Genomic DNA, 23,080 nt, shown 5'->3' on the forward strand with positions numbered 1-23,080 from the left:
CTGAGCAGGCATGATGTCCGGGTGCAACCGACATACCGCCATGTGTCGCAGGCGCCGACACTGCCGGGCTCGACGGCTCCGCAGGAGGAGTTCGACGTCGCCGCGCTGTACGCCGGTCCGCTGACCGACGGCAGCGCGGCGGGACCGGCCGTGCAGCTCGACGAGAAGCTGCGGCAGGCCTACTTCTGGATCGTCAACCACGCGATCATCAGCCCGCACTACGACCTGGAGTTCGCCGAGGGGCCGAGCGCCTCCTTCCAGCTGGGTGACTCGAAGGCCCGGCTGACGTTGCCGAGCGGGCAGAGCTACTCCAGTTTCGTGCTGGTGCCGTTGCTGACGTTCGCGGTGCGGCGGCGGTGTCTGCTCGTGGGCGGGCCGGGGCGGGGCAAGACGGCGAGCGCGATCCTGATGGGCGTGCTGGCCGGGTATCCGCTGCGGGATGTGCGGCGGGCAATGCAGCACGGCCATCCCCAGCTGACCATTTCGGACCTGTTGGGCACGCCGTTGCCGGGTGACCTGATCAAGGCCGAGCGGATGGCCGACATCGACGTGGCCTGGCGGACCTGGCTGGGCATGCGGGTCAAGATCGTCGACGAGTACAACCGGATCCCGACCCGGACCCAGTCCGCGCTGCTCACGCTGATGTCCGACGGGTACGCGGAGGTGTTCGACCAGGTCTACGAGTCGGCCGACTCGGCGTGGTACCTGACCGCGAACGACGACGCGGGCGGCGGCACGTACCAGGTCATCGAGGCGTTGAAAGACCGCATCGACGTGGTCGTGCACGCGCTGGCGTTCAACTCGCGGTTCCTCGGTGAGCTGCAGGAACGCGTCGAGCAACGGTTGCGGCCGGAGGAGGTCGTGCCGCCGGAGATCGTGTTCACCGAGGTCGAGCACGACCGGATGTACGCCGAGATCCTGCGCGTCCCGTTGCCCGTGGAGGTGCGCCGGCGGCTGGAGTTCTTCTCGGCGCAGTTCGAGCTGCTGGAGACCGCGGGTGAACAGTTCGAGTACCGCACCAAGGACACCGCGAAGCTCGCCGGGGTCGACGTGCACCTGCTGTCGGCGAGCGAGACCGGGCGCGACCGGATCGCCGACCTGGGCGCGCAAACGCTTGGCGGGCTGTCGGTCCGGTCCCTCCAAAGTGTCCTGACGTACGCCAAGGCGTTGGCGTACTTCCGCGGCAGGCCCGAGGTCGGGCTGGACGACCTGGCCGCGGTGCTGCCGTTCGTCCTGCACGACAAGCTCGGCCAGGACGAGCAGGCGCCCGCGTTGGACGAACCGGCCCAGCGTCCCTACCGGACCGACCGGGTCAGCTGGATCCGCAGCCTGTTCGAACGTGCCTGCGCCGAGTACGACCGGCTCGACCTGGACGTCAACGACCCGGTCGGCGACCTGCTGGCCCAGTTCGAGCTCGGCCTGGACACAGTGGACGAACCCGAGGTGGAGAAGCGCTTGGCGGCCATCGAGTCGCTGCTGGGCGACTGGAGCCGCAACCGCAAGCTGTACGGGCACGTCTACGACGACGCCTTGGCCCTGAAGTACCTGCACCAGCGGTACGTGAACTACCGGGCGTGGCTGCGTTGGAAGACATGACCCCGTTCCAGGCCGCGCTGGCGGCCGGCCGTGACCGATACAACGCGCGGTTCCGGCTGGCCAAGCACCGCTCCCGACAGCTGGACGCAAACGCTTTCCTCGACCACCTCAGGCAAGACGTCGGCCCGGCCGTCAACGCCGCTGCGGCGCAAGGCGGGGACCCGGTCGCTGTCACGGAGGCACTGGTGGACCTGGCCTTCGCCACTCATGGTCGGCCACCCGCCGGGTTGGCTCAGCTGCTTCCCGCGCTCGCCCGATTCGTGGCCGCCGAGCCTCGCCGGGTCGCGGTGACCATGGCGAACGCTTTGCACCACTTGGAGTCCGGCGGCGACGCACCCAGCTGGATCGCGGCGATGACCGCGGTCGCGCCAATGGTCGAGTCCACCGAGGAACTGCTGGACGCGGGCGGCGTCGCGGCTTGGCGGCACGGGCTGGCCGTCCTACGCGCGTCCGCTTTGGACACAGCGCGTCGGCTCCGGCCCGAGGTGCTGACCGTTCTGCTGGGCGCGTCCGAAGTGGACTCTTCCGACCCTTGGCGAGCACCGGGAGAGGCTGGAACACCCAGGCTGCGAGTAGTTCGGCGGGTCGGGCAGTTCCGTGGGTTCGGTGGCACGTTCGCGCGGCCGCCGCTGGTGTTCACCTCCGGCGGCCGGTGGCATGCCAGCGATGGCCACGAGACCTGGCGGATTCACGTCGACCGGTTCGGCACCAGCCTCAACCGGGTCGCCCAGGTTCCGCCGGACGCCTCTTCGTCCGGGCTCAGCCTGTCCCGCGACGGTACGGTCCAGTTCGGACAATCTTCGCTGGAAGTCCCTGAGCTGGCCGGGGCGACGAGTTGGGCGACGTTGGACAATACTTTGGCGGCGACCACACCGTGGACACACGCGATCACGTTCGTTGCGTGGACGCCATGAAAGCCGCCTGGCAGGAGCACTGGTCGCAGGCGTTGCAGGCCTGGGGCCGGTTCACCAAGGTCCACGACCCGTTGTGGTGCGAGTCCACACCGGACGCCCAAAAGGCCGGGCTCACCGGTAGTTTTGCGATGTTCCGGCTGGGCGACCGGACCGTCGTGATCGATCTACAGGCCGCTGCGGAACTCGGGCTTGAGGACTACCCAGTCGAGATCCTGGCGCACGAGATCGGCCACCACGTGCTGTGCCCGGCGGATCTGGCCGACCACGCCCGGCTGCTGGCCCGGATCCGGCAGGGCCTGCCCGGGCTGGAGCAGCACGCGCCGCTGGTCAGCAACATGTACGCGGACATGCTGATCAACGACCGCCTGCAGCGCAGCCGGGGCCTGCGGATGGACGAGATCTACCGGCGGCTGGCCGATCCGGACGCGAGTCCGTTGTGGACGTTCTTCATGCGGGCTTTCGAGATCCTGTGGTCGATCTCGTCGGGGACGTTGACCGGCAAGAAGGTCGACGCGAGCATGGATGGCGACGCACAGCTGGCCGCCAAACTGGCCCGCGTGTACGCCACGGACTGGCAGCGCGGCGCGGGTGGGTTCGCGGCGCTGTGCTTCCGGTACCTGGCCGACCAGGAGAACAGTGAGTTCGCCCAGGAGCGGCGGAAAGTGTGCGTCGGGGTGGTCGCCGACGGGGCGCCCGTCCCCGGGCTGACCGGGATCGACGGCGAGCCGATCGTGCATCCCGCGCTCGATCCCAAGGTCAACGACTTCGCGCCGCAGGAGGCGCCCACCGAGCGGCCCGAAGGCGGCACCGGCCAGTACCGCCAGCCGTTCGAGTACGGCCAGATCCTGCGCCAGCTCGGGATGTCCATTTCGGACGAGGACGCGGCCGCCCGGTACTACCGCGAACGCGCCGCGCCTTACCTGGTCCGGTTCCCGGTGCGCGTCCGGCCGTTGTCCAGCGAACCGTTGCCGGAGGGGCATACCGCGTGGGATGTCGGTGAGCCGGTCGAAACGGTCGACTGGATCGCCACCGCCCTGCGGTCCCCGGTGGTGATCCCGGGGATCACGACGATGCAGCGGCTCACCGGGACGACCGAGGCCGACGAGCGGGACAAGAAACCCGTGGACCTCGACCTGTTCATCGACTCGTCCGGGTCGATGCCCGATCCACGCCGGGAAGTGTCGTACCTGACCTTGGCCGGGGCGATCCTGGCGTTGTCGGCGTTGCGGGTCGGCGCCCGCGTGCAGGCCACGCTTTGGTCCGGCACCAACCAGTTCCTCAAGACCGACGGGTTCGTCCGGGACGAGGACGCGGTCCTCCGGGTGCTGACCGGCTACTTCGGTGGCGCAACAGCGTTTCCACTGCACGTGCTGCGCGAGACCTACCTCGAGCAGGACCACAAGGACCCGACGCACATCGTCGTGATCTCCGACGAGGGCGTCGACACCATGATCGAGATGGACGACGAGCTCGGCCGGCCCGGCCGCGAGATCGCCGCCGCCGCACTGGCCGCGGCGGGCGCGGGCGGCACGCTCGTGCTCAACCTGTGGTCGGACACCGAGGAGGACCGGCTGCGCGCGATCACGCCCGGCTGGGACCTCAACCTGGTGACCGACTGGCCACAGCTCGTCGAGTTCGCCAGTGCGTTCAGCCGCAAGCAATACGAACACCGAGGATCTGCTTGCAGGATCGAGCGGCAAAGGGGTCGTGTGTGATCAGCCTGTCCCGTCTGACGCGGCGGCTCGCCGAGACGCCCGCCGACTTCCTGTCGCCGGAGACCTCCGTGCCTGCCGTGGTTTCGGACCTGCTGATGACCATCGGCGGGCCTGGGCTGGACGAACGCAGTGCGATGCCGTTCGAGTCCAGCGAGCGCAACTGGTTGCGGATCGTGCTGGTGTCGTGCTGGCTGCTCGCCGATGAGGAGTTGATAGCCCGCGCGGAGCCCAAACGGGTGCTGCATTACCTGACCGAGGTCCTGTTGCCGCTGGCCGACCTGGTCGATGCGCCGCTGTTCGTGTCCGATCCGGACCGCCGGGAGGAGCTGGCCAGGCTCGCGCTGCGGTCGCTGGACCTGCTGCCGGAAGGGGAGAGCAGGGCACAGGCCGCCGACCGGCTGGCTACAGTGGACACTGTCCGACGTTACGAGGTCTTGCAGGCCGCCAAAGCCGCAGAGGAGCGGGCCGCGGCGGTGCGCAAGGCCATGGAGGAGCAGCGCGCCAAAGAGGCGGCCGCTCGGTACAGCCAGGTGTGATCATGCGCGATGACTATCCCGTTCCTGACTACGTGCCGATGGCCGCGACCGGCCTCACCGACGCCGAACGGTGGCCCCTGCTGACCGACGGCGGCCGGGTGATGCTGGACCGTCTGCGCAACCATCCCCATGCGCCGCACTACAACCACGCCTGCGGCGACCGGCTCACCGCCGCGTCGCTCGGCCGGCTGAAGTCCTATAAGGACACCCTGCAGGACGGCTACCACGGCTGGACGTCGACTCAGGAGCCGCCGTGGGTGGACGAGCTGATCGAGCGCGTCTACTCGACCGTACCGCGGTACCGGCGGCGTTCACGTCCGGCACGGCTCACCGAGGTGCCCACGATCGGCCGCCATGACCTGCTGTCCCAGGCCGACCAACACGTTCCCGACGACGCCGACCTGTCGGACCTGATCATCTACAACACGTCCGGGTCGCGGGGCGCGGCCGCGCGGGTGCCGATGAGCGCCGAGTTCAGCGCCCTCGACCTGCCGGTGATCGAGCATGTGCTAGCGGGGTTCGGGGTCGTTTTCAGCGGCGGACCTTCGCAGGTCTCGCTCGTCAACGTGTACTCGCAACCGGTCGCGTACCAGTTCGCGTCCGTGATGTCCTACTTGGACGGTGCTGGACTGGTGAAGATCAACCTGCATCCGGACGGCTGGACGCGTCCTGAGGACCGGGTGAGCTTTCTGGACGACCTGGCACCCGAGGTCTACACCGGCAACCCGATCTCGCTGTCGGCGCTGGCCGAACTTCCGCTGAAGCACCAGCCGAAGGCCGTGCTCAGCGGCGCGATGACGTTGTCCGACACGGTCCGGCGGCGGCTGGCGGAACGGTTCCGTTGCCCCGTGGTCGATCTGTACGGGATCACCGAGAGCGGGTTGATCGCGTGGCGGGACCACGACGTGCACCGGATCGTGCCGCGACGGCTGTACGTGGAGATCCTCGACGAGGCCGGGCGTCGGTGCGAGCCCGGTGTGGCCGGAGAGATCACGGTGACCTGCGGCGAGAACCCCATGCTTCCGTTGCTGCGGTACCGGACCGGTGACCACGCGGCCCTGGACTGGCGCTATGGCCCGGTTCTCGTGGGCCTCGACGGACGCGCGCCCGTGGTGTTCCGCGGAGCCGATGGCGTCACCGTGAACTCGATCGAGGTCACGCACATCCTGTCGCCACTGGGTCTCGTCGCGTGGCAGCTGCATCAGGGTTCGGATGGGGCGTTGTCGTTGTCGGTGCACGAAACCGGTGCACCCGATCCGGACACGATCGCCACGGCCCTGACCTCGTTGATGGGCAACCTCCCGCTGAAGGTCACCCTGGAAAACCTTGCCAGGGATGCCAAACCGCAGCGCTACACGTCGGATCTCACGTGACTCGGAAGGCCCGCCGGTAGGCGCCGGGCGTTGTGCCCACCAGAGCACGGAAGCGTCTCCGGAGGTTGACCGCCGAGCTGAGCCCGACGCGGTTCGCGATCGCGTCCACCGGCAAGTCCGTCTCCTCCAACAGGGTTCGCGCCTCGGTCACCCTCCGGGACAACAGCCAGGCGCCCGGACTGGTACCGAGTTGGTCCGCGAACCGCCGAGCCAACGTGCGCGGCGAAACGTTGAGGTGGGCGGCCATGTCGTCGACTGACAACGCCGTGCCCAGGCGTTCGCCGGCCCACGCGAGCAGGCCGTCCAGGGCTTCGATGGGTGCTGGCGGAGGCGCGTACTGGACCTGGCCGCCGTCGCGGTGCGGCGGCATGACCATGTGCCGCGCGAGAAGGGCGGCGTACGCGGCGCCGTGATCCTGCCGGACGAGGTGCAGGCACAGGTCGATCCCCGCGCCCGCCCCGGCGCTCGTGGCGACATCGCCGTGGTCCACGTAGAGCACGTCCGGCTCGACCTTGACCAGCGGAAACTCCCGTTGCAGCTGCTCGGCGCGGGCCCAGTGCGTGGTGGCCGAACGGCCATCCAGCAGCCCTGTGCGGGCCAACGCGAACACCCCGGAGCAGATCGTGACCAGTCGCGCGCCGCGGCTATGTGCTTGCAGGAGGGCGCTTCGCACGCGGGTGGACAGCGGCGCCTCGACCGGCGCCCAGCCCGGGATGATCACCGTGTCCGCCCGCCTCAGCGCCTGCAGCCCTCGCCGCACGAACATCGCGTAGCCGGCGGTTGTCGGCACCGGACCTGGTGCTTCCGTGCAGACCTCGAACTCGTAGTGCTGCGGCACACCGGCCCGCGCGGTGCCGAAGACCTCGGCGGCGCAGCCGAGCTCGAAGGTCGACTGCACCGGCCGGACCAGCGCCACCACCCGATGCATGGCAGAAAAGTACCCCATGACGTCTTTGCTGACACTGTTCCGGTTCACGCGTGCGCGGCACGGTGGAGGCATGCACCCCGAGATCCTCGACCAGGACGGCTACACCTCCGTGTCCGTCACCGATTCCCCGGTCCGCGAGCTCTTCCCCGGGATCCGGCTGCGTCCACTATGGACCGGACCGGGCGGCGCGCAGGCGAACGTGCTGGAGATGGACGCGGGCACGTCATGGCCGCGCCGGGACGTCCACTCGCCCGGGCCGGAGGAGGTCTACGTGGTCGCCGGGGTGTTCAACGACGGCGCACGCGACTACCCGGCCGGGACGTTCCTGCACGCCCCGGCCGGGTCATGGCACGTGCCGGCATCCGCCACCGGCTGCACCCTGTTCGTGTTCTATCCAGAGGGCTAGTCGCAGGTCACTTGGGCATCACCCCAGTCGGCGTGATCGAAGTTCTTGCCGTCGCCGCCATCGCCGACCCGCAGCGAAAGCGTTTGCACACCAGCGATATCCACGTTGTACACAACGGGTATACCGCCGGTGCGCAAGACGTCCGACTGGGCGAGCACCCGGCCGTCGCCGACGATCTGGAAGACGACCGAACCTGGTGAGGTGGTCTCGTCGTCGACGCCGACCGAGGCGCCGAACGTCCGGCAAGTCCCGCCGAGCGCGATCTCCACGTTGGACTCCGCATGCGTGCCCAGGCCTTTCGCGAACGTCCGGCCACCGATGCTGATCGGCCGCCCGTCGCCCGCCTCGGACTCACCGTTCGAGGAGTCCCGTTCGACCGGACCCCAGCCGTTCAGCTCGCTCGCGAAGGTCAGGTCGCTGACATACTGGCGGCCGGTGACCGGCACCCGGCCCAGAACCGCCTCGGCCACATGGACTCTGGGGAAGTCCGGTACCAGATATTCAGCGGCTACCGGGACTTCGAAGCTGCCAGGGCGGGCGTTCCCGGGAACGGTGACCGTCCATCGTCCACTAAGGACCTCGTTCTGCCGGAGAACCCGCGTGGTGACCGGCGAGCCCGCGAAAGTCCAGCCCGCGGGCATTTCCGGCTTCAGCTCGACATCCATCACCGGGCGCACCGAGGTGTTCGTGAACGCGCCGGTGACCTCGAAACTCCGGCCCGGCAAGGCCGTCACCTCAGTCGACGGCGTGATCGTCAGCGATGTCTGGGGAACCTGCGGAATGGGCTGGTGGCAGGTGGTCCGGCCGGGAGTGGCTGGGCAGATGATCGCGGTGAAGCCGCCGTTGGCCCGCACCGGCAGCGAAAGCGAGTCCGTGGCGGAGCGCACTGACGTCGCCCGCACGACATCAGTGCGCCCGTCCCCGTCGCGGGCCGTCTCCACCATCCAGCTGCCCGCGCCGAGGAAGCCCAGCGACGTCGTGAGGGTACGTGCCGGGCCGGTCACGATCCCGCCAAGGAACCATCGTTCCCCATTTCTCCTGGCGAAAACCGCAGTCTCACCGGGGGATCCGGCGACCAGCGCGGTCTGGTCCCACACTGTTGGCAGCTGGTCAAGAAAACTCAGCGCCTCGGGAAAGTGCTGGTAGGCCTCGGGTCTGTCGGCGAAGTGCGTCCAGCCCGACTCGAAAACCACTGGTAGCGCGATTTCGTGCGCGATGGTAGTCGCTTTCGGGCCGACCTCAAGGGACACCGGCGTGTAGTCCATCGAGCCGACCACGTTGCGGGTAAAAGGCTGAATCGCGTCGCCATCGGGTTGCGGCAGCTGTTCGGCGCCGTGCACGGCCTCCATCGACATGATGTTCGGCCATGTCCTTGCCAGGCCGTGCGGGATGGTCGAGCCGTGGAAGTTCACCATCAGCTTGAGCCGCGCGGCATCGGCGAGCAGGGCGTCGTAGAACTGGTACCGGGCCTGGGAGTCCGACTCCATGAAGTCGACCTTGATCCCCCGCACACCCCAGCTCTTGACCAGCGGCAACAGGTTCTGCCGTTCGGCGGCCGTGTCGAGGCGTGTCCAGTGGAACCACAGCAGGATGTCCACGCCTTTCGCGCGTGAGTACCGGGCCAGCTCGGGCACCCATGACGGGTTCCAGCCCTCATCGACCAGCACGTATGGCCAGCCGTTGCGGGCGGCGAAGTCGACATAGTCCTTCTGCCGGTTGAAGTCGCTGGGGCTGCTGTGTTCCGACAGCCAGGACCACGCGACCTTGCCCGGCCGGATCCACGAGGTGTCGGTGAACCTGGCCGGATCCGCGAGGTCGTCGACCAAGGTGGACTCGGTCACCGTCGCCAGGTCACCTACGATCATCGTGCGCCAGGGTGTCCGCTGCGCTCCTGTCACCTTCGTGTCCTTGAGCTGAACCTGGTACAGACCGTTCCCGGTGTGCCTGAGCAAGCTTCCGGCGTACCTGCCATCCACATTGGACTCGGTGATCAGCGTGAAGTCCTGGCCGGACTGGAACAGCGACGGGTTGCCGAACTCGGCGACGGCCGCACCGGCGGCCGTCGTGCGGATCCTTTTGTTCTCGTACTGCGGGTTGTAGGGCAGCAGCCAGGCGTTGTCGTTGCCGGGCAGGGCGAACGCCGATGCTTCGCTGAGCACGTCCACCGGCGCGGGTAACTCGTACCGATAGGCGACGCCGTCCGGCGCGGTTCTCAGCACCAGGTCGAAGTGGGCGTTTCCGTTGCCCACGAACGAGATCCTGGTCTCGGTGTGCTGCACGGACCGCTGCAGGCGCTTGCCGGTGGTCATCCGGTAGCTTTCCTGGACCGTTCTGGTGGTGCGTTGCACTTCGCTGAGCCCGGTGGTCAGATCCGCTGCGGCGGTGCGGATGCCGATCGAACCGGTCAGGATGGGTCTGCCTTGCCGTTGCACGGACAGGGAAGCCGTGCCGTTCGAGGTGGAAACCGTTGCTGTGACGTCTCCAGCGGCCTGAGCGGGCGGCGCTGGACCGAGGACCATGGCGGCGGCCCCGGCGAGGACAAGGATTTTCCGCATTGGCAGCTCCGTTGTCGTCGGGGTGACCCGAGCAAAGCAGTCACGGAGCGTGCCCACAAGCGGACAACGAGACAGGTTTTCGCTTCACACCGGACGTTTGGACTTCGGCAGCTTCGCCACGATCGCGTGGTACGAGGTGTCGACCAGCTCGGTGATCTCCTCGTCGGGCACCTTGCCGGCGAGCCGCACCTTGTTCCAGCCGTAGCGGCCGATGTAGTGGCTGACCGAGATGTCCTCCGGGTAGCGGTCGCGCCACTCCCGGGTGTCGTCCTCGCCGGCGCCGCACTTGAGCCCCACCGAGCCCTCGACCAGCCCGATGAACGCGAACGCCTTGCCGCCCACCTTGGCCACCAGCTCGGCGTCGCCCCACGGGTAGGTCTCCTCGGCGCCGGGCTTGGCCAGGCAGTACGCGACGAGCTCGTCCACGGTCATGGTGTGCAGGGTAATCCGGTTGAGGATCATCGGAGCGGATGATGGACTCGGCACGTGCCGTCCTCGCTGTGGTCCCCGCTGCGGCACACCGCCTTCCGCTGGCTGCTCGCCGCGCGGATCGCCGCTTTCCTGGCGCACGCCGTCGCGCCGGTGGCCTTGGCCTTCGCCGTTCTGGACCTGACCGGGTCCGTGGTCGACCTCGGGATCGTCGTCGGGGCGCGGTCCATTGCCACGGTTGTGCTGCTGCTTTTCGGTGGGGTGCTCGCCGATCGTCTGCCGCGCGGTGTTGTGCTGCAGGGGTCTGCCGTCGCTGCCGCCGTTACGCAGGGGCTTATCGCCCTTTCGGTACTGGCCGGGTTTGCCTCGGTGCCGTTGCTGATCGTGTTGAGCACTCTGAACGGAGCGGTTGCCGCGGCTTCGATTCCGGCTTCCTTGTCGATCCTGCCTTCCACCGTTCCGGCTTCGTTGTTGCGTCCCGCCAACGCGATCATGCGCATGGGCGGCACGACGGCCATGACCGTCGGCGCTTCCATCAGCGGGTTGGTCGCCGGGGTCGCCGGTCCCGGGTGGGCGGTCGCTCTGGGTGCTGTCGCCTTCGCTCTGGCCGCGTTGGGTTACCTGCGGGTGCCCTCTTCGGGTGGTTCCGTGAGCCGCACTCACCCGTTGCGGGAGTTGCGCGAGGGCTGGGCCGAGTTCCGGTCACGCACCTGGGTGTGGGTCGTGGTGTTGCAGTTCATGGTGGTCAACGCCGCCATCGTCGGCGGGACACAAGTCCTGGGCCCGACCGTCGCCGACGCCACCATCGGCCGCCCCGCCTGGGGCCTGGTCATCGGCGCGCAGACCATCGGGGCCTTCATCGGCGCCCTGATCGCCGCTCGCTGGCACCCACGCAGGCCGCTGTTCGTCGGCGTCACCAGCGTCCTGTTCGAGACCCTCCCGCTGCTCGCCCTCGCGCTGACACCCCAGCTCGGCGTCCTGATCGCCGCCATGTTCCTGACCGGCCTGATCAGCGAGCAGTTCGGCATCGCCTGGGACACCTCCATGCAGCAGAACATCCCCCAGGACAAGCTCGCGCGCGTGTACTCCTACGACGCCATCGGCTCGATCCTCGCCATCCCCATCGGCGAGATGGCCATCGGCCCCCTCTCCCAGCACCTCGGCACCACCCCCACCCTCATCGGCGCCGCCACCCTCATCGCCCTCGCCACCCTGGCCGCCCTCACCAGCCGCTCCGTCCGCACCCTCACCGCGCGGTGACGGAGATGACCACCACGGTGATGTTGTCGTGGCCGCCTTTGTCGAGGGCGTGCTGGACCAACTCGGTCGCGTCCTTCGCAGGGTCGCCCGTGAGCATGGCCCGCAGGGACGACGCGGTTGGTAGGTAGCGCCACAGTCCATCGGTGCACAACAGGAGGTGCCCAGGTTCGTGGGGTCGGTAGCTGCGGATCTGAGCAGTCATGGGGCCTGCGTCGACGGGGCGTGCAGGGCGTCTTCGGGGAGTCCGGCCGGTAGCCGGTTGACGAGGGCTCGCTGTGGCGGTGTCGGTCGCCACCCGAACAGCTCGTTCCGGCCCGCGGTGACATCGACGCCCCGTCACAGACCACGGCGATCGTCCACGGTCCGGTGCTGGCCAGGGCCATCGCGTCGGCGTTCACCCCGCGCCGCATGCCCCGGTCGCTGACCGCCGCACCACCGTCCATCACGACCTCCAGGCGTGACCGGAAGGCCGGTTGCGGGTGCCCGCCTGCCATCCGGCGCCACCGTTCCCCCGCACCGCTCGCAAGCCATGACTGAAGCGTACTGACCTGGGGAAACGTCCCGCGAACCAAAACTGTCGGTGGGTCGTCGTACAGTCTTTGTCGTGGCATTCGCGACAGAGCATCCAGTGATCGCCCACTCCGAGTTTCGGCCGGTGAGCGAGATCCCGCGCGCCGACGGCAAGTTCAAGGTCGTCAGCGAGTACCAGCCTGCCGGCGACCAGCCCGCGGCCATCGCGGAGCTGGAGCGCCGGATCAAGGCCGGGGAGAAGGACGTCGTGCTGCTGGGCGCGACGGGGACCGGCAAGTCGGCGACGACGGCGTGGCTGATCGAGAAGGTCCAGCGGCCGACGCTGGTCCTCGCGCCGAACAAGACGCTGGCCGCGCAGCTGGCCAACGAGCTGCGGGAGTTCTTCCCGCACAACGCGGTCGAGTACTTCGTCAGCTACTACGACTACTACCAGCCCGAGGCGTACATCCCGCAGACCGACACGTACATCGAGAAGGACTCGTCGGTCAACGACGACGTCGAGCGGCTGCGGCACTCCGCGACGATGAACCTGTTGTCCCGCCGGGATGTCGTCGTGGTGGCGTCGGTGTCCTGCATCTACGGCCTCGGTACGCCGCAGTCGTACCTCGACCGGTCGATCGAGGTGCGGGTCGGGCAGGAGATCGACCGCGAGGTGCTGCTGCGGGCCCTGGTGGACGTGCAGTACACGCGCAACGACCTGGCGTTCGCGCGCGGCACGTTCCGGGTGCGCGGCGACACGGTGGAGATCATCCCCGCCTACGAGGAGCTCGCGGTCCGGGTCGAGCTGTTCGGCGACGAGGTGGACAAGCTCTACTACCTGCACCCGTTGACCGGCGACATCGTCCGCGAGGTCGACACGCTGCGGATCTTCCCGGCCACGCACTACGTCGCCGGGCCGGAGCGGATGGAGCGCGCGATCCGCGGCATCGAGCAGGAGCTCGAGGAGCGGCTGGCCGAGTTCGAGCGGCAGGGGAAGCTGCTCGAAGCACAGCGGCTGCGCATGCGCACCACGTACGACATCGAGATGATGCGGCAGGTCGGGTTCTGCTCGGGCATCGAGAACTACTCGCGGCACATCGACGGGCGGGAGGCGGGCAGCGCGCCCGCGACGCTGATCGACTACTTCCCCGAGGACTTCCTGATGGTCATCGACGAGTCGCACGGCACCGTGCCGCAGGTCGGTGGCATGTACGAGGGCGACGCGTCGCGCAAGCGCAACCTGGTGGAGCACGGGTTCCGGCTGCCCAGCGCCCTGGACAACCGGCCGCTGACCTGGGAGGAGTTCCAGGACCGGATCGGCCAGACGCTGTACCTGTCGGCCACGCCCGGGCCGTACGAGCTGGGCCAGTCCGGCGGTGAGTTCGTCGAGCAGGTGATCCGGCCGACCGGCCTGGTCGACCCCGAGGTGATCGTCAAGCCGACCAAGGGCCAGATCGACGACCTGGTGGGTGAGATCCGCGAGCGCGCGGAGCGCGACGAGCGGGTCCTGGTCACCACGCTGACCAAGAAGATGGCCGAGGACCTCACCGACTACCTGCTGGAGCTGGGCATCCGGGTGCGCTACCTGCACTCTGAAGTGGACACTCTGCGCCGGGTGGAGCTGTTGCGGCAGCTGCGGACCGGTGAGTACGACGTGCTGGTCGGTATCAACCTGCTGCGTGAGGGTCTCGACCTGCCGGAGGTCTCCCTGGTGTCCATTTTGGACGCCGACAAGGAGGGCTTCCTGCGGTCCGGCACCAGTCTGATCCAGACCATCGGCCGTGCCGCGCGTAACGTGTCCGGTCAGGTGCACATGTACGCGGACAAGGTCACCGCGGCCATGCAGCACGCGATCGATGAGACGAACCGCCGTCGTGCCAAGCAGATCGCGTACAACGAGGAACGCGGCCTCGACCCGCAGCCGCTGCGCAAGAAGATCGCGGACATCCTCGACCGGGTGTACTCCGAGGCCGAGGACACCGAGCAGGTCCCGGTCGGCGGCTCCGGCCGCAACGTCTCGCGCGGCAAGAAGCCGACCGGCGAGTCGAGTGGCCGCAGCTCGGGCGTGCTGGCCGACCGCGACGTCTCCAAGATGCCGCGCGCCGAACTGGCCGACCTCGTCCAGCAACTCACCGACCAGATGATGAACGCCGCCCGCGAGCTCCAGTTCGAACTGGCCGCCCGCCTCCGCGACGAAATCCACGACCTCAAACGCGAACTCCGCGGAATGGACGCCGCCGGCATCAAATAACCCACCCCCACCCCACCGAACGGCGGACGCTGAGCCCCACACCCCACCCCAACCTCAATCCCAACCAGCGTCCGCCGTTCCCACCCAACCCCCACCCACAACCCCAACCCCAACCCCAACCAGCGTCCCCCGTTTCCACCGAACCCACCCACAACTCCTACCCCCGTCGCTCAACCCCACTCGCCCCACTCACCCGCGCGACAACAGCCAGCCAGCCCGCCCACGGCCCAGCACTCGGCAGTCCGCAGACAACCCTGCACACGACAGACCGCCCGGCAGTCAGCAGTCGGAAACCAGCCGACAGCGACGCAACAGTTGGAGTCCGCGCAGCAGTCGGCAGTGGGCGTCACAACCGGCGCAGCAGCCGACAGACGACGCAGCAGTCGCTGCCGCAGTCGGCAGCAGCGCGGCAGACGACGCTACAGCCCGCAGCGGCATGGCAGTCGACAGACGGCGCCGCAGTCGGCGCAGCAGTCGACAGACGGCGCCGCAGTCAGCGCGGCAGTCGACAGACGGCACGGCCGACGGCGTGGCAACGGCAGTCGACGCAGCAGTGGCGGCGTCGCCGTCGACAGACCGCGCGGCAGACTGCAGACCACACAGCAGTCGCTGCCGCAGTCGGCAGCGGCGTGGTGTCGGTGCCGCTAACCGACCACGCGCCGCCTCTCCAACCCTGCCCGCCTCTCCAACCATGGTCACCCCTCCAACCCTGGCCACCCCTCCAACCATGGCCATCGTTCCAACCCTGGCCGCCTCTCCAACCGTGGCCGCCTCTCCAACCCTGGTCATCGTTCCAACCCTGGCCACCATCAGCCCGACCTGCCCACTACTCCGCCGCGAAGCCATCCCTCCGCGAACGCCCCGGCAACACCGCATCCCCATCCACCCCCGGGCACCTCTACCTTCCTTCCAGGCGCGTCCCCAACCACCCCAAGGCACGTCTCACACCCACTCACCCTGCCTCGCCCGATCCACCCCGGGCATGTCTGCATTCCTCCCGCGCTCATCCCTCAACCACCCCGAAGCGCGTCTCACACCCACCCCGTCTCGTCCCCATGGGGCCTGAGGCACGTCTGACATCCATCCCTGCCTCATCCCTATCCACCCGGAGCGTGTCCCCCATCCATCCCCAACGTGTCGCACGTCGCCCCCGCCGCGTGTCCCCCATTCCTCCGGGCCGTGTCCCTCGTTCCTCCGGGCCGTGTCCCCCGTTCCTCCGGGCCGTGTCCCCCGTTCGTCCCCGGTGTGTCCCCTGTTCCTCCGCCCCATGTCTCACTTTCGCCCCGCATGCGTTCCCCGTTCTCCCGCATGTGTCGGGGGTGCGCGATAACGTGCGGGTGTCGGCGAAGTGTGAGGAAGGGGCTGGTGTGGAGGACGGGGAGAGGGGTGCGCTGCTGCATTTCCTTCAGGCGCAGCGCGATGTTGTGTTCGCGATCTTGGTGGGTCTCGATGACGCCGCGTTGACCACCAAGGTTCTGCCGTCGGGCTGGACTCCGTTGGGGTTGGTCGAGCATCTGGGGTATGCCGAACGGCACTGGTTCCAGGAGGTGCTTCTCGGGTCCGCCGATCCCGTGCCCTGGGCCGACGACGACCACACACCGCTCAACACAGCGCGGTCACGCGACGAGGTGTTCGCCTTCTATCGTTCGCAATGCGCGCGTTCCAACGACATCTTCGCCGCGCACTCGCTCACCACTCCGGTCCGCAGCCCTGACCATGACCTCGGCCCGGACTTCACCGACCTCCGCCGGATCGTTCTCCACATGATCGAGGAGACCGCCCGCCACGCCGGTCACCTCGACGCCGCGCGCGAACTCCTTGATGGCACAACGGGTCTCGGCCCGCGCTGAGCCGGGAGTCCCGGTACGAAACCAGAACTCCCGGGATCAACTAGAGCGCGCCGACCGTGGCGGCCGCGTCGACCAGACCCGCACCGCAACCACCCGAGCAGGTTCCGGGCAGTGGCCGGACGTGGGCCTTGATCGCCGACTCGACCTGAGCGGGTGACAGTGCCTTACGGCTGAGCATCAACGCGGCGAGACCGGCGACGTGCGGCGCGGCCATGCTGGTGCCCATGTATGTCTGGTAGGTCTCGGCTCCGGCGACGGTCGTGCCCGCATTCAACGTCGACAGGATGCCGTCCTGCGGCTTGGTGCGCGTGCCGGGCGCGTCCGTCTCGTTGCGGACCTCGCCGCCCGGCGCGGTGAAGTCGATCAGGGTGCCGAAGTTGGAGTAGAAGGCGCGGTTGCCTTCCCGGTCACTGGCCGCGACGCTGATGGTGTTGTTGCAGCTGGCCGGGCTGAAGTTGGCGACGTCCGCGTTGGAGTTGCCGGCCGCGACCACCACGGTGGTGCCGCGGGACACCGCGCTGTTGATCGCCTTCTGGTACGCCGCCGCGCATCGGCCGCTGCCACCGAGGCTCATGTTGATGACCTTGGCGGGCGTCGGGTTCGCCGGAACGCGCGCGACCTTGCCACCCGAGGCCCAGGTGATCGCGTCGACAATGTCGGACGTGCGGCCGCCGCATTTGCCGAGCACCCGGACCGGCAGGATCTTGGCCTTCGGCGCGATACCGGCGACGCCCACACCGTTGTTGCTGAGCGCGGCGATGGTGCCGGCCACGTGGGTGCCGTGCCAGCTGGAGTTCGACGGCGTGGTCTCGCCGCACTCGCCAGCGGCGTACCAGTCGCCTTGGTCGGTGGGGTCGGCGTCGCGGCCGTTGCCGTCGCGCGCAGCCGTGGCGTCGCTGATGAAGTCGTAGCCGGGCAGGACGTTCGCGTTCAGGTCAGCGTGTTTGACGATGCCGGTGTCGATCACCGCGACGGTCACCCCGGTGCCGTCCGCGCGGTCCCACGCGCCGGGGAGGTTCATGCCGCCGGTGGGCTCGTAGTAGTCCCATTGGTCCTTGTAGAGCGGGTCGTTGGGCTCGGACTGCGCCGTCATGATCAGGTCCGGCTCCACGCTGGCGACTCCGGCGTGCTTGGCCAGCTTGGTCATCAGCCGGCGCGCGCCAGGCAGGTCGAGGCCGTGCGCCGGCCGGACCACCACGCCACCGGATCCCAGTTCACGCACGGGCGTCACGTCCGGTAACGCGGCAGACTTCGAGGCGGTGGTGTTACTGAAGGTGACGATGAACTGGTCGTATCCACCGGTGGCCCCGCTGGCCGCGGCGTCCGGCGCGATGACGGCGAGACCAGCGAAAGCCAGGCTGACGGTGGCCAATGCCGCCCTGTGGCGTGTCCTCATGCGACGGTGTCCTTTCCCTGTCCGACCAAACCCGAACGTGGTAGTTCGAATCGCCGTATCGAGTGACACTACGTTCACACACAGCCATCGCCATCACCCCATCGAGGACCGTAACCGGACCGAGACCAACCGTCCTCTCTGGACACACCCCTGGCCTATCCACAATGGACCGAACGGCTCACGACGAAGGAGGCGCGGTGCCGATCTGGCAGATCCGCCACTCCCCCGACTCCTTGACCATGGGGAATGTGGCCTGCGTATGGTCACCGGAGCTGGATTGTTCGAAAGTGACGTTCAATGTGGCGGTGGCGCCACCGCTGTCGACCTCCACCGAGTTCAACACCGCGTTGACATCCGCGACTGGAAACCCGTTGCGCTCAACCGACTCCCGATCAGCCACGCACAACACAGCGAGCACCCCAGACGGATTCTTGTTCGTAATCGCATCAACAAACTCCTGAGCCACAACAGTTGCAGGAGCACCTTCCGCCCTCGGCGTCGCCCCTCCACCACCCGACTGCTGCCCAACCAAAACCAAAACAACTGCAACCACCCCAGCCACCACAACCCCAACCCCACCCCACACAAGCGCCACCCTCCGCTTCCTGGCGGCACCGTCCTGTCTGGACGGTGACGCCGGCGCCTGCTCCAGAGCCGACTGCGACTGAGCCACCGAACGGTCGGTTGGCGGCGATTCATCAGGCGCGAAGGCGACTTCCTCATCCAGCAGCGGCTGATCGACCGCGACATCCGGCTTTGACACCAGCGGCTGCTCGGATTCCGCCGACGGCTCGGCGACCTGACCCGGGCTCGCTACCGAGTGTGGCGGCTGTGAGGGAGGACCAGCCGTAGTCGACGGCGAGGCCGACCCAACCTGCAACTCGGCCAGCGGTTGGGCGGCGGAGGGCGAAGGCGATGTCGTCTCCGGCTCAACGATCGAGTCCGGGATAGCGACGGCGGGTGGGGGTTGAGCAGCGGCGGGCGGAGGCGCGGCTGGACTGGCGGGGAGGGCGGGCGATGGTGGGCTGGAGGTTTGCGGGGAAGTGGTGGATGTGGACGTCTTTGGCGGTGGGGGTGTTGGGGAGGCTGAGGTGTCGGCTGGGGAAGGTGAGGTGCGGCTCGGGGAGGGAGTGGATTCCGGACTCGGTGCGGATGCTGGAGAAGGCGAGATGTCGGCTGGGGACGGTGCGGCGTGAGCCGACGACGGAGCGGATTCCGGAGTGGATGGGGACGTGGACGGAGGCGAGGTGGGGGTTGGGGAGGGAGTGAGTGGTGTTGGGGTCGATGAAGGAGCTGGGATGGGTGGGGTGGGTGGAGGAGTTGGGGTCGGTGGGGTGGTGAGGGTGGTTAGGAGGGTTTGGGCTGCGGTGCTTACTTTTCGGCTGTCGTCGGTGGTGAGGGTTGTTATGTGGTGGCGGATTTTGGCTTGGACTGTGGGGTTTCCGATTTTGTGGAGGTGGGTCAGGCCGGTCAGGGCGCCCAGGCGGTCGTCGGCGAGAGGGCTGTTCATCGCGTGATCGAGGTAGGGCGGGAGGGTCCAGTTGATGTTGTGGGCGATTATCGTCCGGCCTTCCACGTTGTCCTGCTTCTTCGGGCGTTGGTGGGGCATCTCCGCCACAACGTGGTCGTGGACATACGCGTACAGCTCGTCAATGGTGATGTCCCCGTCGCCGTCGAGGTCCGCGCTGCCGTCGCGAAGGCCCGCGACGAGATGGTGAGTGAAGACCGACTGGGGTGCCTCGCCGTGGACTCTGTCGCCCTCGAACGAATACTGGGTGGCGTCCGAGGCCGTCAGGACCGTGCGGCCTTTTCCTTGGAACCGTTCCAGCGCGTGCACCGCGTCATCGGCTTTGGCCAGGTGACCGGCCGGGAATGCGCCGCTGTAGCAGCAATCCAGGATCAACACCTTCTGCCGCGACATGCACCCCGACATCGCGTAGTCGACGTGCTCGGCCGACAACGACGTGAACAACAGGCTGTCCCGGCGGGTGTTCGCCATCGCCAGATAAAGCCTGCCGTCCTCGTCCTTCAGGCCGTGCCCGCTGAAATACAACAAGGTCAGGTCGTCCCGGCGGCGGTCGCGGAAGAAATCACCGACCACCTCGCCCACCACGTGGTGCGGCTCGTTGATCAACGTCGTCACTTCGAACCCGGCGACGTCCGGATCACGCAGCACCGCCGCCAGCGCCTCGGTGTCGTGCGCCGGCGCGGTCAGCTGACGCAACCCCGGATCCTGGAACTGGTAAGTGGCGATCAACAACGCCAGCCGGCGACCCATGGCGATTACCCGGCCGAATGGCGGCGCACGTAGGCGTCGACCAAGTCCTGTTGTTGCGCGGCGGTCGCCCGTTCCAGCTCGATCGTGTCCCCGTCGATCGACAAGGTGATCTTATGCCGCCCGCCATGGCGGTCCAGCCAATCACGAACAGCGCCGACAACCGTGGTGAAAACCCCCCCGGAAGCGCTCATCGCCACCACGATCGCGCCCAATGTGACCGGGTCCGCGCCTTTCGACCCGGCCGGTGCGGGACCGGCGACAACCGGCCCCACCGAATCGACATCCAGCGACACGAGATCCGACCGCAGCCCCCGCATGAGCCGCTCACTGACCTCGTCGTCGTCCCATTCCGAATCCGGCGTCAACGTCATAATCACCCGCATAACCGGATATCGGCCGGTCACACGACGACGTGACGCCCTATTCGCGCATCGATTTCAGCACGAACAATCGCAGCAATCGCACCCGTCACAGCAGTTACAGCAGTTACAGCAATCGCAGTCGCAACAGTCCCCGCAGTCGCACTGGTGGCACCAGCCCTGCTTCGGCTCACCGGTCCACGGGTCGTAGAAAGGATCCGCACAGCAGTACTGGCACGTGCAGAACATGCCAAGCGCGACCGCGCAGCTCGCCCCCCAGCTCCGGTCGATCGCCTTCCCCCGCTTTTCGTGCGCCTTGCGCGCCTTCTTCTCATCCTCCGGCGAAGGAGGAGACGGCGGCGTCTGGTGACCATGCACGTCACCGAAAGCCCGCTGCACCGCGTGCTCGAGTTCGTGCGCCAGCAACACATGCACGAGCTTGCCGTCGGTGAAAGTCGCTTCCTTCAACGCAAGCCGCACACCCAGCACGGCGTCGTCACACAGCCGCCGCGCCTCCGCAAGGGAAGTCCCGGTCGCCAGCAACGGGTTCCACGCCCCCGAAGCGCGGTCGTCCGCCAGGTCCTCGACGGCGTCGACGAGGTGCGCGATCCGGCCGAACATCCGCCCGGCCTCCGCCAGCGGGGCCGCGTTCGACGGCAGGCCGCTCAGCACGGCGGTGTGCGCGAACGCCGCCGCGGTGGCCTCTTCGGTGGGCGCGGTGGCGGAAAGAACCGAACCACCCGGTCCCAGGGACGCCTCGACCGAGGGCTGGGCGGCCACCGCGTCCAGCAGCACCGCGGTGTCGAACCCGATCGACGACCCCGTCGAGGCACCCTGACGCGCCCAGCGGCCGGCGACGAGACGCGCCATCCCCGAGACGCCCCGGCGCCCGAACACCCCGTCGCGGTCGGCGACGTGGTCGTTGATCTTGGCCGAGGCGAGCACCAGGGACACCGCCGCGGCCAGCCGGGCGCCGTCACCCTGCGCTACGGAGGCCGTCCGCATCGCTCGAAGGGGGCATGGTCCGGCGGTGCGCCGGCCGCCCACGGCCACCGACTGGGCCTCGGTCAATGCCGAGATGACCAGTCCGTCGTAATTGGTGACCGTCCGCGCGAGCTGGCCGTGATCGTCCCGTAATGCCAGGCAGAGGCCACACAAGTGGGCGACCCACGAACTGTGCAGGCGCGCGGAAAGTCTGTGACGGCATGGCCGGATAATGCCGAACATGTGAATTCCCCCTCGGTCGCGAGTGGCGGGAGCATAGCCTGTTATCACCCGATCGGACGCAGAAACCCCCTCTGCGGAGGGCGATCTTCCCAGTCCCGAAGGGACACCATGACCAGGTGAACTTCGAAGCCGCGCCAGCGACCGAGCCCCGGGCGAGCCTGCCGTCCGCGCCGCACATCCACCCGCCGAAAGTCGAGCTGTTCGACGTGGCCGCGATGTCGAACACCGATCCCAAGGGATTCCGGCGCGTGGTCGACGAATACCGCCTCGAGGATTTCGGCCTGTACATGGCCCGCCCGATGCCCGGGCATCCCGAGCTGCGCTATGTCGAATCCTGGCTGCTGCCCGGAATGGGCCTGCGGGTCTCGAAGTGGCACCGCCACCCCGGGTCGGACCGCGACGAGGACTTCTACGTCGACCTGGTGGACATCGACCGGCACTTCGGCGAGCGGACCGGCGCGAGCGGACCGCTGTGGCGCGTCGTCGACGTGTATCTCGACATCCTCGTGCACACCGGGCGGCGACTCACCGTGCTCGACACGGACGAGCTACTCGCTGCCCTGGACGGGGGTCTGATCCCGCCGCAGACGGCCCAGCGGGCGCTGGAACGCGTCTACCGTACGGTCCAGGGCATCACCCAGCACGGCTACGACATCGAGGCCTGGCTCGCCGAACACGCAGCTCACCTGACATGGGGTGAGCACTAGCGAGGCTCTGTTGATCATGTCAACCGCCGTTCGGGGCAACTTGAGCCAATGTCACGGATCGATACCCATCCGCGCACAACCCGTGATGTAACGAATCAACCCGGGTGATCACGGACCGCACCGATCCGACTACCCTCGGGCCGCGTGGGAACGGCCATCACGCCGCAACTGGTGGACATCGTCGACACGATCTCCTCGGTGCGCAGCTACTCGTCCGGCACGACTCGGCGCCTCCGGATCTGCCAGGAGGAGCGCTGGGGTCTGCGGGTGGAATGCCCCACTCCGGAGGACCCCTTCCACGACTCCGAGGTCACCTGGCTGCTGCCGGAGCTGAACCTGCGGATGACCCACCAGCGCCCCCGGTCGCGGCACGCACGCGTGGGGCCGAGCGTGCTCACCGCCGCGCGGGTGAGCCGCGAGGGAGCGATGTGGCGCACCACGGACCTGCTGCTCGGCCTGTCGTCCTCGGCCGGGGCGGCCGCGCGGATCGTGCGCTCGGAGGAGTTCGCCGCCGCGGTGGCCGGCCGGATCCTGCGCACCGGCGACGCCGACCTCGCGTTGCGCACCGTGCACAAGACGCTCGAGGAGCTGTCCTACTACCGGCACGATCTGGGCGCCTGGCTGACCGGTCAGCACATCTTCGAGGTGTGGCCGCCGTACTGAGAAGAGTTTTCACACTGACCCCCGGGAGTGGAAGATCACTCACCGGGGGTTTTGTGTTTGTCTGGCGTGATTACGGACCGGACAGGTGCTGTCACCCAGAGCGGCGTGCTGTTTCATCACGACTTGG

At 68.1% G+C, this 23,080-nt stretch carries 20 protein-coding genes and 1 pseudogene; 12 read left to right on the top strand and 9 right to left on the bottom strand.

All coding sequences use genetic code 11. The annotated features are described in order from the left end of the window. The first annotated feature begins 21 nt into the window (after positions 1 to 21). Genes AB0J95_RS23630 through AB0J95_RS23650 form a run of 5 tightly spaced genes read left to right on the top strand, consistent with a single transcriptional unit; the run spans position 22 to position 6,134 of the window. Entirely contained in the window at positions 22 to 1,596 is a 1,575-nt protein-coding gene (locus AB0J95_RS23630) for a MoxR family ATPase (RefSeq protein ID WP_364761493.1), read from the top strand. After that, positions 1,575 to 2,510: a hypothetical protein gene (locus AB0J95_RS23635; RefSeq protein WP_364761495.1), complete on the top strand. Its 936-nt coding sequence runs from the start codon at positions 1,575 to 1,577 to the stop codon at positions 2,508 to 2,510. The genes AB0J95_RS23630 and AB0J95_RS23635 overlap by 22 nt, the downstream gene beginning before the upstream one ends. Continuing rightward, complete coding sequence (locus tag AB0J95_RS23640; protein WP_364761498.1) at positions 2,498 to 4,225, top strand: hypothetical protein; 1,728 nt, start codon at positions 2,498 to 2,500, stop codon at positions 4,223 to 4,225. The genes AB0J95_RS23635 and AB0J95_RS23640 overlap by 13 nt, the downstream gene beginning before the upstream one ends. Continuing rightward, complete coding sequence (locus AB0J95_RS23645) at positions 4,222 to 4,761, top strand: hypothetical protein (protein WP_364761500.1); 540 nt, start codon at positions 4,222 to 4,224, stop codon at positions 4,759 to 4,761. Before AB0J95_RS23640 ends, AB0J95_RS23645 begins: the two co-directional genes overlap by 4 nt. 2 nt (positions 4,762 to 4,763) lie before the next feature. Further along, entirely contained in the window at positions 4,764 to 6,134 is a 1,371-nt protein-coding gene (locus AB0J95_RS23650; protein ID WP_364761503.1) for an AMP-binding protein, read from the top strand. Here AB0J95_RS23650 and AB0J95_RS23655 read toward each other — a convergent pair. Beyond that, entirely contained in the window at positions 6,127 to 7,062 is a 936-nt protein-coding gene (locus tag AB0J95_RS23655) for a helix-turn-helix domain-containing protein (RefSeq protein ID WP_364761506.1), read from the bottom strand. The genes AB0J95_RS23650 and AB0J95_RS23655 overlap by 8 nt on opposite strands. Positions 7,063 to 7,132: 70 nt before the next feature. On the opposite strand from AB0J95_RS23655, the gene AB0J95_RS23660 reads away from it, so the two are divergent. Beyond that, complete coding sequence (locus tag AB0J95_RS23660; protein ID WP_364762145.1) at positions 7,133 to 7,468, top strand: cupin domain-containing protein; 336 nt, start codon at positions 7,133 to 7,135, stop codon at positions 7,466 to 7,468. Here the strand turns inward: AB0J95_RS23660 and AB0J95_RS23665 are convergent. After that, positions 7,465 to 10,023 carry a glycoside hydrolase family 97 catalytic domain-containing protein gene (locus tag AB0J95_RS23665; RefSeq protein ID WP_364761509.1) on the bottom strand — a complete coding sequence of 853 codons (2,559 nt, stop codon included), beginning with the start codon at positions 10,021 to 10,023 and terminating at the stop codon, positions 7,465 to 7,467. The genes AB0J95_RS23660 and AB0J95_RS23665 overlap by 4 nt on opposite strands. A gap of 84 nt (positions 10,024 to 10,107) precedes the next feature. Beyond that, complete coding sequence (locus AB0J95_RS23670) at positions 10,108 to 10,455, bottom strand: MmcQ/YjbR family DNA-binding protein (protein ID WP_364761512.1); 348 nt, start codon at positions 10,453 to 10,455, stop codon at positions 10,108 to 10,110. A gap of 54 nt (positions 10,456 to 10,509) precedes the next feature. On the opposite strand from AB0J95_RS23670, the gene AB0J95_RS23675 reads away from it, so the two are divergent. Beyond that, on the top strand, positions 10,510 to 11,712 hold the full coding sequence (locus tag AB0J95_RS23675) for an MFS transporter (protein ID WP_364761514.1): 1,203 nt from the start codon (positions 10,510 to 10,512) through the stop codon (positions 11,710 to 11,712). On the opposite strand, the gene AB0J95_RS23680 is transcribed toward AB0J95_RS23675, so the two are convergent. Next, positions 11,699 to 11,914, bottom strand: a complete 216-nt coding sequence (locus tag AB0J95_RS23680; RefSeq protein WP_364761517.1) for a hypothetical protein — start codon at positions 11,912 to 11,914, stop codon at positions 11,699 to 11,701. The genes AB0J95_RS23675 and AB0J95_RS23680 overlap by 14 nt on opposite strands. 402 nt (positions 11,915 to 12,316) lie before the next feature. On the opposite strand from AB0J95_RS23680, the gene uvrB reads away from it, so the two are divergent. Next, positions 12,317 to 14,473 (top strand): excinuclease ABC subunit UvrB, encoded by a 2,157-nt coding sequence (uvrB, locus tag AB0J95_RS23685; protein WP_364761520.1) that lies wholly within the window; start codon positions 12,317 to 12,319, stop codon positions 14,471 to 14,473. A gap of 1,367 nt (positions 14,474 to 15,840) precedes the next feature. Then, entirely contained in the window at positions 15,841 to 16,323 is a 483-nt protein-coding gene (locus AB0J95_RS23690) for a DinB family protein (RefSeq protein WP_364761523.1), read from the top strand. A 40-nt stretch (positions 16,324 to 16,363) separates the two neighbouring features. On the opposite strand, the gene AB0J95_RS23695 is transcribed toward AB0J95_RS23690, so the two are convergent. Next, the gene (locus AB0J95_RS23695) at positions 16,364 to 17,719 is read right to left on the bottom strand and encodes a S8 family peptidase (RefSeq protein WP_364761526.1); all 1,356 of its coding nucleotides are present in this window, start codon (positions 17,717 to 17,719) and stop codon (positions 16,364 to 16,366) included. A gap of 178 nt (positions 17,720 to 17,897) precedes the next feature. Then, positions 17,898 to 18,482, bottom strand: a complete 585-nt coding sequence (locus AB0J95_RS23700; protein WP_364762165.1) for a hypothetical protein — start codon at positions 18,480 to 18,482, stop codon at positions 17,898 to 17,900. Between the two features lie 197 nt (positions 18,483 to 18,679). On the opposite strand from AB0J95_RS23700, the gene AB0J95_RS23705 reads away from it, so the two are divergent. Further along, entirely contained in the window at positions 18,680 to 18,988 is a 309-nt protein-coding gene (locus AB0J95_RS23705; RefSeq protein ID WP_364762168.1) for a hypothetical protein, read from the top strand. 382 nt (positions 18,989 to 19,370) lie between these two features. On the opposite strand, the pseudogene AB0J95_RS23710 reads toward AB0J95_RS23705, so the two are convergent. The 3 genes and pseudogenes from AB0J95_RS23710 to AB0J95_RS23720 form a co-directional block, all read right to left on the bottom strand. Next, positions 19,371 to 19,997: pseudogene (locus AB0J95_RS23710) on the bottom strand (caspase family protein); the annotation flags it as partial. Positions 19,998 to 20,002: 5 nt separating this feature from the next. Further along, entirely contained in the window at positions 20,003 to 20,368 is a 366-nt protein-coding gene (locus AB0J95_RS23715; RefSeq protein WP_364761528.1) for a hypothetical protein, read from the bottom strand. Positions 20,369 to 20,434: 66 nt separating this feature from the next. Then, positions 20,435 to 21,583, bottom strand: coding sequence for a DUF5685 family protein (locus AB0J95_RS23720; RefSeq protein WP_364761531.1), 1,149 nt, complete (start codon positions 21,581 to 21,583; stop codon positions 20,435 to 20,437). Positions 21,584 to 21,699: 116 nt separating this feature from the next. Between AB0J95_RS23720 and AB0J95_RS23725 the strand changes: the two genes are divergently transcribed. Both AB0J95_RS23725 and AB0J95_RS23730 read left to right on the top strand, forming a co-directional pair. Beyond that, complete coding sequence (locus AB0J95_RS23725) at positions 21,700 to 22,290, top strand: DUF402 domain-containing protein (RefSeq protein WP_364761534.1); 591 nt, start codon at positions 21,700 to 21,702, stop codon at positions 22,288 to 22,290. 144 nt (positions 22,291 to 22,434) lie between these two features. Next, on the top strand, positions 22,435 to 22,953 hold the full coding sequence (locus AB0J95_RS23730; protein WP_364761537.1) for a hypothetical protein: 519 nt from the start codon (positions 22,435 to 22,437) through the stop codon (positions 22,951 to 22,953). Positions 22,954 to 23,080: the final 127 nt, after the last annotated feature.

Source organism: Actinocrispum sp. NPDC049592, assembly GCF_040675465.1.
Lineage (GTDB): Bacteria > Actinomycetota > Actinomycetes > Mycobacteriales > Pseudonocardiaceae > Kibdelosporangium.

Coding starts and splice junctions, on each gene's coding strand:
- AB0J95_RS23695 (WP_364761526.1), bottom strand. CDS start 17,719: ATGAGGACACGCCACAGGGCGGCATTGGCCACCGTCAGCCTGGCTTTC.
- AB0J95_RS23715 (WP_364761528.1), bottom strand. CDS start 20,368: ATGACGTTGACGCCGGATTCGGAATGGGACGACGACGAGGTCAGTGAG.
- AB0J95_RS23660 (WP_364762145.1), top strand. CDS start 7,133: ATGCACCCCGAGATCCTCGACCAGGACGGCTACACCTCCGTGTCCGTC.
- AB0J95_RS23655 (WP_364761506.1), bottom strand. CDS start 7,062: ATGCATCGGGTGGTGGCGCTGGTCCGGCCGGTGCAGTCGACCTTCGAG.
- AB0J95_RS23670 (WP_364761512.1), bottom strand. CDS start 10,455: ATGACCGTGGACGAGCTCGTCGCGTACTGCCTGGCCAAGCCCGGCGCC.
- AB0J95_RS23720 (WP_364761531.1), bottom strand. CDS start 21,583: ATGTTCGGCATTATCCGGCCATGCCGTCACAGACTTTCCGCGCGCCTG.
- AB0J95_RS23650 (WP_364761503.1), top strand. CDS start 4,764: ATGCGCGATGACTATCCCGTTCCTGACTACGTGCCGATGGCCGCGACC.
- AB0J95_RS23680 (WP_364761517.1), bottom strand. CDS start 11,914: ATGACTGCTCAGATCCGCAGCTACCGACCCCACGAACCTGGGCACCTC.
- AB0J95_RS23665 (WP_364761509.1), bottom strand. CDS start 10,023: ATGCGGAAAATCCTTGTCCTCGCCGGGGCCGCCGCCATGGTCCTCGGT.